Origin of the sequence: Citrobacter sp. Igbk 14 (genome assembly GCF_028069825.1) — a bacterium.
Lineage (GTDB): Bacteria > Pseudomonadota > Gammaproteobacteria > Enterobacterales > Enterobacteriaceae > Citrobacter.
Genome location: NZ_JANEWM010000092.1, coordinates 1 through 11,374 on the forward strand (window position 1 = coordinate 1; position 11,374 = coordinate 11,374).

An 11,374-nucleotide genomic window follows, 5' to 3' on the forward strand; every position below is an offset into this window, starting at 1 on the left:
AAGCAATACGTTTTTTATAATAATAAGTATTAGCGTGCTTATTTAATTCAGTATGAATAATCACATCACAATCGAGGTACGCCATCTAAACAGCGTATTGCCGGCTGCATCGATGTATCGGGTCTGTTCATTTACCGTACTTCAATCTTATTCCCCGCCACTTGCATAGTTCGTCATCTTTTGTCGTTCACCTATTTTATCAATTTGAGTTGTTATCAAAACGTTACATTTTGTTTGTGTTATCTTTAATACTAACCCTGAGGAGAGTCAGGGGATCCACCCCTGTCATTTAAGGAGGAGCTATGTCGTCTACCCTACGAGAAGCCAGTAAGGACACATTGCAGGTTAAAGATAAAACCTACCGCTACTACAGTTTGCCCCTGGCTGCCAAATCACTGGGTGATATAACCCGTTTACCTAAATCACTAAAAGTATTGCTGGAAAACCTGCTGCGTTGGCAGGACGGTGACTCTGTTACCGAAGAAGATATTCATGCTCTGGCGCAATGGCTGAAAGCGGCTCATGCCGATCGCGAAATTGCCTACCGACCCGCTCGCGTTCTCATGCAGGACTTCACCGGCGTTCCGGCGGTGGTCGACCTGGCCGCCATGCGCGAAGCGGTTAAACGTCTTGGCGGGGATACCGCAAAAGTGAACCCGCTGTCACCTGTTGATCTGGTTATTGATCACTCCGTTACGGTCGACCGTTTTGGTGACGATGATGCTTTTGAAGAAAACGTTCGCCTGGAAATGGAGCGCAACCATGAGCGCTATGTATTTCTGAAATGGGGGCAGCAGGCGTTTAGCCGATTCAGTGTTGTTCCACCGGGAACAGGAATTTGCCACCAGGTAAACCTCGAATACCTGGGCAAAGCGGTGTGGAGTGAGTTGCAAAACGGCGAGTGGGTAGCATACCCCGACACGCTGGTCGGCACCGATTCCCATACCACAATGATTAATGGTCTCGGCGTGCTGGGCTGGGGTGTAGGAGGGATTGAAGCTGAGGCCGCCATGCTGGGGCAACCGGTTTCAATGCTGATTCCGGATGTCGTGGGCTTCAAACTCGTTGGTAAACTTCGTGAAGGGATCACCGCGACCGATCTGGTACTGACCGTCACTCAGATGCTGCGTAAACACGGTGTGGTTGGTAAGTTTGTTGAGTTCTATGGCGATGGGCTGGACAGCCTGCCGCTCGCTGACCGGGCGACCATTGCAAACATGTCGCCGGAATACGGAGCAACCTGCGGCTTTTTCCCAATTGACGGGGTAACTCTTGAGTACATGCGTCTGAGCGGGCGCAGTGAAGAGCAGGTTGAATTAGTCGGTGCTTATGCTAAAGCACAGGGGATGTGGCGTAACCCAGGTGATGAGCCTGTGTTTACCAGTTCACTGGAGCTGGACATGGGCACTGTGGAAGCCAGCCTGGCCGGACCGAAGCGTCCGCAGGATCGTGTTGCATTGGGTGATGTACCGAAAGCATTCGCCGCGAGTAATGAACTGGAAGTGAATAGCTCGCAAAAAGATCGTCAGCCGGTCGACTATGCAATGAGCGGTCATCAATATCAGCTACCGGATGGTGCTGTAGTGATTGCAGCGATCACGTCATGTACCAACACGTCCAATCCCAGCGTTCTGATGGCGGCTGGATTGCTGGCGAAAAAAGCGGTCACGCTTGGTCTGAAGCGCCAGCCGTGGGTGAAAGCGTCGCTGGCTCCTGGGTCAAAAGTCGTTTCTGATTACCTGGCGCAGGCAAAACTGACCCCGTACCTTGATGAGTTGGGTTTTAACCTTGTTGGTTATGGCTGTACTACCTGTATAGGCAACTCTGGCCCGTTACCTGACCCGATTGAAACGGCGATTAAAAAAGGTGATCTGACGGTAGGGGCGGTGCTTTCCGGCAACCGTAACTTTGAAGGGCGTATCCATCCGCTGGTGAAGACAAACTGGCTGGCTTCTCCACCGCTGGTGGTGGCTTATGCGCTGGCCGGGAATATGAATATTGATCTGACGAAAGATCCGCTAGGCCATGACAGAAAAGGCGATCCTGTCTATCTGAAAGATATCTGGCCGAGTGCGCAGGAAATCGCCCGTGCTGTGGAACAGGTTTCTACTGAGATGTTCCATAAAGAGTATGCCGAGGTGTTCGAAGGCACGCCGGAATGGAAGTCGATTAATGTTGATCGTGCAGATACCTATGGCTGGCAGTCGGATTCAACCTATATCCGGTTATCACCGTTTTTTGATGGTATGCAGGCGAAGCCGGACCCGGTTCAGGATATCCATGGTGCACGTATCCTGGCGATGCTGGGCGACTCCGTCACCACCGATCATATTTCTCCTGCGGGGAGCATCAAGCCAGATAGCCCAGCCGGGCGTTATTTGCAAAATCACGGTGTTGAGCGTAAAGATTTTAACTCCTACGGTTCTCGCCGCGGAAACCACGAAGTAATGATGCGTGGTACGTTTGCCAATATCCGTATCCGTAACGAAATGGTACCGGGTGTGGAAGGGGGAATGACGCGTCATTTGCCAGGTGCAGAAGTGATGGCTATCTATGACGCCGCCATGCAATACCAGCAAGAGAAGACCCCTCTGGCAATTGTTGCCGGTAAGGAGTATGGGTCAGGTTCCAGTCGGGACTGGGCTGCGAAAGGCCCGCGTTTGTTGGGTATTCGCGTCGTGATTGCCGAGTCCTTTGAGCGTATTCACCGTTCTAATCTCATTGGTATGGGGATCCTGCCTCTGGAATTTCCGCAGGGAGTTACACGTAAAACCCTGGGGTTAACCGGGGAGGAGGTCATTGATATTACGGACTTACAAAATATTAAACCGGGAGCGACTATCCCGGTGAATATGGTCCGTGCGGATGGTAGTAAAGAGGTGATTTCGTGTCGCTGCCGTATTGATACCGCGACAGAGCTAACCTATTACCAAAACGATGGCATTTTGCACTATGTTATTCGTAATATGTTGAATTAAATTATAAAAAAGCCTGCTTACGCAGGCTTTTTGCATCGTCAGCAAGCGAGAATGTCACTCGCTTAGCAGATGTCCCATTTTAGCGGCTTTGGTATCCAGATAGTGTTCATTCTTCGGGTTACGGCCAACAATTAGTGGCACACGCTCCACAATATTGATCCCAGCTTCTGTCAGAATTTCCACTTTCTTCGGGTTATTGGTTAGCAGACGGACTTCATCCACACCCAATAATTTGAACATATCGGCACACAAGGTGAAGTCTCGCTCGTCTGCCGCAAAGCCTAACTGATGGTTGGCTTCGACGGTGTCATAGCCCTGATCCTGCAACGCATAGGCACGGATCTTATTCAGCAGGCCGATGTTACGTCCTTCCTGACGATGGTAGAGCAGAATACCGCGTCCTTCTTCAGCGATATGCGTAAGTGCCGCTTCCAGCTGGAAGCCACAATCACAACGCAGACTGAACAGCGCATCGCCGGTCAGACATTCGGAATGAACACGTGCCAGGACAGGCGTCTGGCCTGAAATATCGCCAAAAACCAGTGCGACATGATCGTGTCCGGTTGCCAGTTCTTCAAATCCCACCATCAGGAAATCACCCCAGGGGGTTGGCAGTTTGGCTTCTGCCACACGTTTAAGCTGCATGTAATTCTCCAGATTATGCTGGCACTGTGCGTGCCGTCGCCTGTTGGCTTCTGTATTGCACTATTTTGCCATAAGGCAAGGGTGTTCACCTAATTGCAGCAACGCATTCATTTTCGAATGGCACAAAATTGTCAATTTTCCCGGTGTGTGGATTTTTCAGTTATGATTGTGGGACTTATCGACGAAAGGAGACGCAATGCTGTCTATTGCCAAGCGAACCACTGTAGGCGCAGGGTTGTTACTGATTATGCCGGTTTCTGTATGGATATCCGGCTGGAGCTGGCAGCCTGGGCAGAATGTCTGGTGGTTAAAATCCTTATACTGGGTAACTGAAACGGTGACGCAGCCCTGGGGGATTATCACCCATGTTGTCCTCTGTGCGTGGTTTTTGTGGTGCCTGCGATTTCGTCTGAAGGCAGCGGTTATGCTATTTGCGATCCTGGCGGCGGCTATCTTAATTGGCCAGGGTGTGAAATCCTGGGTTAAAGAGAGGGTGCAGGAGCCCCGCCCCTTTGTTCTGTGGCTGGAAAAAACGCACCATGTTCCGGTAGATGAGTTCTACACTTTAAAACGTAAAGACCGCGGGCACTTAGTAAAAGATCAGTTGTCCGGGCAGCAGGATATTCCACCTTTTTTACGTAAGCACTGGCAAAAAGAGACTGGTTTTGCTTTTCCTTCAGGGCATACGATGTTTGCTGCCAGTTGGGCGTTACTGGGTGTCGGGTTGTTATGGCCACGCAGGCGCACGCTGACGATTGTGTTCTTACTCGTCTGGGCAACCGGTGTAATGGGGAGTCGTTTGCTTCTTGGCATGCACTGGCCGCGGGATCTGGTTGTGGCGACGCTAATTTCGTGGCTGCTGGTTACGCTGGCAACATGGCTTGCACAGCGAGTATGTGGACCTCTAACACCTCCCGTCCAGGAGACGAAGGAAATAGCGCAGCGTGAGCAATAACGCAGACCGTGATTGATTTTTCAAATTTAGCCCTCAAATCATACAGCGTAAGGCGCTTTTCCGTTTCGCACTCGTCGTGAAAATGGTAATTTAAAGGGCTTAACGCGGTAAGTTGTACACGATTTATTCGCTCAAACCACATAACGGGAAGTAATGTGAAATATTTACTCATTTTCTTACTGGTGTTGGCGATTTTTGTTATTTCGGTGACATTGGGTGCGCAAAACGATCAACAGGTTACGTTTAATTACCTGCTAGCTCAGGGTGAGTATCGTATCTCCACGCTGCTTGCTGTATTGTTTGCTGCAGGTTTTGCGATTGGTTGGTTAATTTGCGGCCTCTTCTGGCTGAAGGTTCGTGTGTCTCTCGCACGTGCCGAACGTAAAATTAAACGCCTGGAAAACCAGCTTGCGCCTGCGACCGACGTTGCGGTAACTGCCGACTCGTCGGTTGTGAAGGAATAATTATTTATGTTGGAGTTGTTGTTTCTGCTTTTACCTGTAGCCGCTGCCTATGGGTGGTATATGGGTCGCAGAAGTGCGCAACAAACAAAGCAGGATGAAGCTAACCGTCTTTCGCGCGACTATGTCGCCGGGGTTAACTTCCTCTTGAGCAACCAACAAGATAAAGCGGTGGATCTGTTCCTCGATATGTTGAAAGAGGATACCGGCACCGTTGAGGCTCATCTCACCCTCGGAAACCTGTTCCGCTCACGCGGTGAAGTTGACCGTGCTATCCGTATCCACCAAACCCTCATGGAAAGTGCTTCGCTGACATACGAGCAGCGTTTGTTGGCTGTACAGCAGTTGGGACGTGACTACATGGCTGCCGGATTGTATGACCGTGCGGAAGACATGTTCAATCAGTTGACTGATGAAACGGATTTCCGTGTGGGGGCATTGCAACAACTGTTGCAAATCTATCAGGCAACCAGTGAATGGCAAAAAGCTATTGATGTTGCAGAACGTCTGGTGAAACTCGGCAAAGATAATCAGCGCATTGAAATTGCGCATTTTTACTGTGAACTGGCCTTGCAGCAAATGGGCAGCGACGATGTGGATCGCGCCATGGCATTGCTGAAAAAGGGAGCCGCTGCAGACAAAAACAGTGCTCGTGTCTCGATTATGATGGGGCGCGTTTATATGCTGAAGGGAGATTACGCGAAGGCCGTTGAATGCCTGCAACGCGTGATCTCCCAGGATAAAGAGTTGGTCAGTGAAACGCTGGAAATGCTGCAGAGCTGCTATCAACAACTGGGTAAAAACGATGAGTGGGCGGAGTTTTTACGCCGTGCGGTCGAAGAAAACACCGGTGCTGCCGCGGAGTTGATGCTGGCTGATATTCTTGAGGCGCGTGAGGGGACTGATACTGCGCAGGTTTATATCACCCGTCAGTTGCAACGCCACCCGACGATGCGTGTGTTCCATAAACTGATGGATTACCATCTTAATGAAGCGGAAGAAGGGCGCGCAAAAGAGAGTCTGATGGTCCTGCGCGATATGGTTGGCGAGCAAGTGCGTAGCAAGCCACGCTATCGTTGCCAAAAGTGCGGGTTTACTGCTTATTCGCTGTACTGGCATTGCCCATCGTGCCGCTCCTGGTCAACCATCAAGCCAATTCGTGGTCTGGATGGGCTCTAATTTTTAAAAAAAACTCATTTTAGTTACAACATACTACTTTGTTTTTCTTCATCCAACACTTAGGCCCCTGCGCCACATCGCTTCGCAGAAATGTAAACGCGCCTGTTAATTTCCTATTACCACAGGTAGAATGCACGCCGTTTACCCATTTTGCGCCGTTCGTGCGCCCATCATCAAGAAGGTCTGGTCATGACGTTTACTGCTTCATCTTCTTCCCGTGCTGCTACTGATTCTCCCGTCGTTGTCGCGTTGGATTATTCAAATCGTGATAAGGCATTAGCTTTTGTCGACAGAATTGATCCTCGCGATTGCCGTTTGAAAGTGGGCAAAGAGATGTTCACACTTTTTGGACCTCAGTTGGTACGGGATCTGCAACAGCGCGGCTTCGACGTCTTTCTGGATTTGAAGTTTCATGATATTCCCAACACCACGGCGCATGCCGTCGCGGCGGCAGCTGACCTTGGTGTCTGGATGGTAAACGTTCATGCTTCCGGTGGGGCTCGAATGATGACCGCTGCCCGTGAAGCATTGCTGCCTTTTGGTAAAGATGCGCCACTGTTAATTGCGGTGACGGTCCTGACCAGTATGGAAGCCGGCGACCTTGTCGATCTTGGAGTGACGTTGTCACCTGCGGAGTATGCTGAAAAGTTGGCGCGTTTGACGCAAAATTGTGGGTTGGACGGGGTAGTATGCTCAGCGCATGAAGCGGTGAGGTTCAAGCAGGCGTTTGGTCAGGCATTTAAGCTGGTGACGCCTGGCATTCGTCCGGAAGGCAGTGAGGCGGGTGACCAGCGCCGTATTATGACGCCACAGCAGGCGCTGGCCGCTGGTGTGGATTACATGGTGATTGGTCGTCCAGTCACGCAGTCGGAAGATCCGGCGCAAACGCTGAAGATGATCAACGCCTCTCTGAATCGAGGTGCATAAATGAGCGACTCAAACTCTCGACTGGTTTATTCAACGGAGTCCGGGCGAATTGATGAGCCCAGAGTGGTAGCAGAGCGTCCGAAGGGCGATGGCATTGTTCGCATTCAGCGTCAGACCAGCGGTCGTAAAGGTAAGGGCGTTTGCCTGATTACCGGTATTGATCAAGATGACGCTGCACTGGTCAAATTAGCCGCAGAACTGAAGAAAAAATGTGGCTGTGGTGGTGCAGTGAAGGACGGCGTAATTGAAATTCAGGGTGATAAACGCGACCTGATAAAATCGCTGCTGGAAGCCAAAGGAATGAAAGTTAAGCTGGCAGGCGGCTAATAAAAAAAGCCACGGATACACTCCGTGGCTTTTCTAATAATACAAACCTGAAAAAGTAAACGTATTATTATATCGAGCCGTTCAACCGTAAATTATTTACCCACCTGGTGGCCGATAATACCACCTACTGCAGCACCACCCAGCGTACCCAGCGTGCTGCCGTCAGTCAGGACTGCACCGCCTATCGCACCTGCACCTGCACCGATTGCAGTGTTACGGTCACGTTTGGACCAGTTAGAGCAGGCACTCAAAGACATTGCTAGTGTAATCGCCAGAATGGCAGCGGTCATTTTTTTGCTCGTTACTAACATAATACTTTCTCCTGAATTATTGAATCACGGAATCCAGTTCACTTTAATGATAGCGCCAAAATAGGACGACTAAAGATATTTCCGCGAAACCGTTTAGCGCAGGGCATTACAATCAAATCTTGAGGTGATTGTTCGCTCCTGTTATATCGCTAACATTAATTCTACGACTTTATCCTGTTAACGACAGGTAAAAAGTCTTAATTGGACCGTCGGATAAGTCTCAGAGAGAAGATGATCTGCCCGCAGACAAATCATCTGCTGAAGTATTATGCGTGGGCATCAATGATATTGACGGTTAAACCCGAGTGTTCAAGTTGCATTTGCACACTGGCACTGAGTCTGGAGTCTGTAACTACACGACTGAATCTGTCCAACGGGCCCAGTGTGTAGGGATGAATAGCCTCAAATTTAGAGCTATCGGTGAGTACAATCACCTCTGCGCCTTTTTCCAGAACCGCATTAACCACATCAGAGCGCATCATATCACGCCCGGTGAAGCCGGTGTCGGCCTGCCAGCCATCAATACCGATAAAGGCTTTACTGAAATGTACCTGCTGAATAAATTGGCGAGTCAACGGTCCGACCATGCTCTCGCTTTTTTTCTGATAGATCCCACCGAGGAGAATGACTTCACACGGTGTTTCTTTGAGCAGGTGCGCGATGTAGCTACTGACCGTGATGATGGTGACATCTTTTTGTTCCGCCAGCGTTCTGGCCAGCAGCGCATTGCTGCTGCCATTTTCAATAAAGACGGATTCACCAGGATTGACCAGCGACGCCGCAAATTCAGCCAGTTCACGTTTAAGGGTGAAATTGGTCATCATGCGCGTTTCGACATCATCACTGTTCAGTGACACCGCAAAACCGTGCGCACGGCGCAAGTAACTCTGTTTTTCCAGTGTGTTCAGATCCTGTCGAATCGTCACTTCGGATACACCAGTGATTTTAGCCAGGTCGGCCACGCTCATCTGACCTTTATCAATCACCATCTGCAAAATAGATTGTTGTCGGGAATTCATAGTATTAATTTTTATAGCGATATCGTATCGGAAATTAAACGGTAGCTGCGTTATCTGAAATCTGATGGCTACAGCGACATAACGTGAGTGAGGTCATCAGATCTCCCACGGGGCCTTCGGTTTGTTTGACACAGACGCAGCATCTTCTTTGACCGTATCTAACAGTTCAGCCTTGAGAATTTCGAGGTTATGGATAGCTGAGTGGTAATCGCCTGCAACGAGAATATCCAGCACGGTATCAATGCGCTCGGCCAGACGTTGTGCGTCGATATCAGACATGGTCATCATCCTAATGTCAAAAAGGTTTGAATTTCATGATGCAGAAATTCATGCCAAAAGAGAAGGGAAAAATAGTATTAACATGAATGATTGGAGAATATTATATATTCTGTGATTACATACAGATATGATCATCACACTGTGTCCACTTTTGGCTATTTTTCACGTTTATCCCTTCCACTTTTCTTGTTGCGTTACCGCATTTTTTTATTCAGATGACGTTTATACCAACGCTCAAACGCAGCGGCTGGCATTGGCTTGGCGAACAAAAAACCCTGACGTTCATTGACGCCATTTTTGGTTAAAAAGGCATCCTCTTTCGTACTTTCAACACCTTCAGCTATCACCTGCAGGTTAAGCGCCTGCGCCACCGCGACAATGGCGCGCACCAGCGACTGTGAAATGGGTTGCTTATGAATATCCCTGACGAACGCCTGGTCCAGCTTAATGGCATCAAGTGGGAAGCGGGCAAGTTGAGACAACGATGAATAACCCGTCCCGAAATCATCTAAATGGATCTGTGCCCCAAGCTGGCTAAATTGCTGAATAACGGACAGTGCCAGTTGTTCGTTTTCAATTAAACTGCTCTCGGTCAATTCGACATCGATAGGGCAATATTCAAAATGGAGGTCGTGAAGCACCTGTTTCAGGTCGGTAAACAGCGTCTGATCGGCAAGCTGGCGAGCAGAAACGTTCACGGCCACTCGCAGATTAATCCCTTTATCGCGCCACTTTGCGACCTGACGAACAACGTCGAGAATAACCCAGCGCCCCAGCGGCACAATCAAGCCTGATTCTTCAGCGTAGGAGATAAACTCCAGCGGAGGAATGAGGCCGCGTTCAGGGGATTGCCAGCGCACCAGCGCCTCCAGACTACGTACTTCACCACGCCATGTTATTTTCGGCTGGTAATGAATCAACAATTGATCGTTTTCCAGCGCCTTACGTAAGTTGGTATCCAGCCAAAGATACTCAAATACTCGCTGGTTCATTTCCGGAGAGAAAACGCAGAATTGTCCACGTCCGCCTTCCTTTGCGGTATACATGGCGGTATCGGCATTGCGAATAACGCTCTCGCAGTCGTGTCCATGCTGTGGTGCAAGGGATATTCCAATCGAACAACCGGTGTAAACCTCAATCAGGCCAATTCGGAAGGGCTGGCGCAAACGGGTCAAAATACGTGATGCCGTGGCTTCCAGCGCCACTTGAGATGTTCCAGTCGCGAGGACAATAAACTCATCGCCACCAAAGCGGGCCAGTAACTGGTTATCATCAAGACAGCTGAGAATCGCCAGTGATACGCTTTGCAACAGTTGATCGCCGAACATATGTCCGTAGGCATCGTTTACTTTTTTGAAATTATCCAGATCGAGGTACACAATACCAACCTGAGTATCTCCTGCATTCTCAATGGCTTCAGTAATCAGCTCATGAATCGCATTCCGATTAGGTAATCCGGTAATGGAGTCGGTATTTGCCAGAACTCTCAGGCGCTCCTGAGCACGCCGTTCTTCGGTGATATCGGTACCTGAGCAGATCAGAAATATTTCGTTTTTACCGCTACCGTTGTGCACAAATTTATTGCGAAACAGAAATAGTCGCTGACCTTTACAGGTCTTCACCCAACGTTCGACTTCATATGAGTTGCCTTCGCGAAAGAAAACATCGATGTTGCGTCTGGAGGCCGCGGCTTCGCGTCGACTCATAAACAGCGTGAAGACACTTTGACCAATCACTTCGCGTTCTTTGAGTCCGGTATATTCTTCACACAGGCGATTGAAACGCTGAATGTTGCCCATGCGGTCAAGGATGACAATAACGGAGTTGGCTTCAGAGACCACCTGTTCGGCAAAAGAAAGGCCTTGTGCCAAATCACGGGCGACCGAGGGGGTATCATCCCAGGCGGATGCACTTCCGGCCCATTCGCGTTTATTGATTTTCCGCCCAACCAGGTGAACAGGGATATCGTCGTCTTCAATCGACAGTGTCATTAACAGGCTTGACGTGATGACCGTCATCTCCCGAATGCGGTCGGCTTGCTCAGGTGATAATTCGATGTTCTGGTTCGTTTCTGCCGCTTCGTCAATAGAGAAATGCAGGATGTTGCAATCCTCTGACAAACGCCAGTAAGGGTTATGGGTGCCCACATAGCTATACAACGTAGCCAGCTCCCGAACGTCTTTCATGATGTGTACTATCCCGTTTAAAGCGCATAGAGCCTCAAAAGTAAGGGTAGCCATAATTCAAAGGGTGATGATGGCTGAACGTATTGTTTTATTTATATATTTATGTG

General features: G+C 49.5%; 11 protein-coding genes. 6 read left to right on the forward strand and 5 right to left on the reverse strand.

Annotated elements, in window-relative coordinates; genetic code table 11:
* Positions 1-302: 302 nt before the first annotated feature.
* On the forward strand, positions 303-2,978 hold the full coding sequence (gene acnA, locus NNN64_RS21625; protein WP_271442723.1) for an aconitate hydratase AcnA: 2,676 nt from the start codon (positions 303-305) through the stop codon (positions 2,976-2,978).
* Positions 2,979-3,032: 54 nt separating this feature from the next.
* Here acnA and ribA read toward each other — a convergent pair whose 3' ends face one another.
* On the reverse strand, positions 3,033-3,623 hold the full coding sequence (gene ribA / locus NNN64_RS21630; protein WP_005126450.1) for a GTP cyclohydrolase II: 591 nt from the start codon (positions 3,621-3,623) through the stop codon (positions 3,033-3,035).
* A 196-nt stretch (positions 3,624-3,819) separates the two neighbouring features.
* Between ribA and pgpB the strand changes: the two genes are divergently transcribed.
* From pgpB to yciH, 5 genes are all read left to right on the forward strand, one after another.
* Complete coding sequence (gene pgpB, locus NNN64_RS21635) at positions 3,820-4,578, forward strand: phosphatidylglycerophosphatase B (protein ID WP_271442724.1); 759 nt, start codon at positions 3,820-3,822, stop codon at positions 4,576-4,578.
* A 155-nt stretch (positions 4,579-4,733) separates the two neighbouring features.
* Positions 4,734-5,042: a LapA family protein gene (locus NNN64_RS21640; protein ID WP_005126452.1), complete on the forward strand. Its 309-nt coding sequence runs from the start codon at positions 4,734-4,736 to the stop codon at positions 5,040-5,042.
* A 6-nt stretch (positions 5,043-5,048) separates the two neighbouring features.
* Positions 5,049-6,218, forward strand: a complete 1,170-nt coding sequence (lapB, locus tag NNN64_RS21645) for a lipopolysaccharide assembly protein LapB (RefSeq protein ID WP_271442725.1) — start codon at positions 5,049-5,051, stop codon at positions 6,216-6,218.
* Positions 6,219-6,407: 189 nt separating this feature from the next.
* Positions 6,408-7,145, forward strand: a complete 738-nt coding sequence (gene pyrF, locus NNN64_RS21650; protein ID WP_271442726.1) for an orotidine-5'-phosphate decarboxylase — start codon at positions 6,408-6,410, stop codon at positions 7,143-7,145.
* Positions 7,146-7,472, forward strand: a complete 327-nt coding sequence (gene yciH, locus NNN64_RS21655; RefSeq protein WP_048211503.1) for a stress response translation initiation inhibitor YciH — start codon at positions 7,146-7,148, stop codon at positions 7,470-7,472.
* Between the two features lie 92 nt (positions 7,473-7,564).
* Here the strand turns inward: yciH and osmB are convergent, their stop codons facing one another.
* The 4 genes from osmB to pdeR all read right to left on the reverse strand — a co-directional run bounded on the left by osmB (position 7,565) and on the right by pdeR (position 11,267).
* Positions 7,565-7,783: an osmotically-inducible lipoprotein OsmB gene (osmB, locus tag NNN64_RS21660; protein ID WP_003020583.1), complete on the reverse strand. Its 219-nt coding sequence runs from the start codon at positions 7,781-7,783 to the stop codon at positions 7,565-7,567.
* Positions 7,784-8,049: 266 nt separating this feature from the next.
* Positions 8,050-8,802: a DNA-binding transcriptional regulator YciT gene (gene yciT, locus NNN64_RS21665; RefSeq protein ID WP_048211504.1), complete on the reverse strand. Its 753-nt coding sequence runs from the start codon at positions 8,800-8,802 to the stop codon at positions 8,050-8,052.
* Positions 8,803-8,898: 96 nt separating this feature from the next.
* On the reverse strand, positions 8,899-9,081 hold the full coding sequence (locus tag NNN64_RS21670; protein WP_271442727.1) for a YciZ family protein: 183 nt from the start codon (positions 9,079-9,081) through the stop codon (positions 8,899-8,901).
* 194 nt (positions 9,082-9,275) lie between these two features.
* Positions 9,276-11,267: a cyclic di-GMP phosphodiesterase gene (gene pdeR / locus NNN64_RS21675; protein ID WP_271442728.1), complete on the reverse strand. Its 1,992-nt coding sequence runs from the start codon at positions 11,265-11,267 to the stop codon at positions 9,276-9,278.
* Positions 11,268-11,374 lie beyond the last annotated feature (107 nt).

Excerpts from the sequence above, each read along its gene's own strand:
- acnA (WP_271442723.1), top strand. The coding sequence starts at position 303 with ATGTCGTCTACCCTACGAGAAGCCAGTAAGGACACATTGCAGGTTAAA.
- ribA (WP_005126450.1), bottom strand. The coding sequence starts at position 3,623 with ATGCAGCTTAAACGTGTGGCAGAAGCCAAACTGCCAACCCCCTGGGGT.
- pgpB (WP_271442724.1), top strand. The coding sequence starts at position 3,820 with ATGCTGTCTATTGCCAAGCGAACCACTGTAGGCGCAGGGTTGTTACTG.
- lapB (WP_271442725.1), top strand. The coding sequence starts at position 5,049 with ATGTTGGAGTTGTTGTTTCTGCTTTTACCTGTAGCCGCTGCCTATGGG.
- pyrF (WP_271442726.1), top strand. The coding sequence starts at position 6,408 with ATGACGTTTACTGCTTCATCTTCTTCCCGTGCTGCTACTGATTCTCCC.
- yciH (WP_048211503.1), top strand. The coding sequence starts at position 7,146 with ATGAGCGACTCAAACTCTCGACTGGTTTATTCAACGGAGTCCGGGCGA.
- osmB (WP_003020583.1), bottom strand. The coding sequence starts at position 7,783 with ATGTTAGTAACGAGCAAAAAAATGACCGCTGCCATTCTGGCGATTACA.
- yciT (WP_048211504.1), bottom strand. The coding sequence starts at position 8,802 with ATGAATTCCCGACAACAATCTATTTTGCAGATGGTGATTGATAAAGGT.
- NNN64_RS21670 (WP_271442727.1), bottom strand. The coding sequence starts at position 9,081 with ATGTCTGATATCGACGCACAACGTCTGGCCGAGCGCATTGATACCGTG.
- pdeR (WP_271442728.1), bottom strand. The coding sequence starts at position 11,267 with ATGAAAGACGTTCGGGAGCTGGCTACGTTGTATAGCTATGTGGGCACC.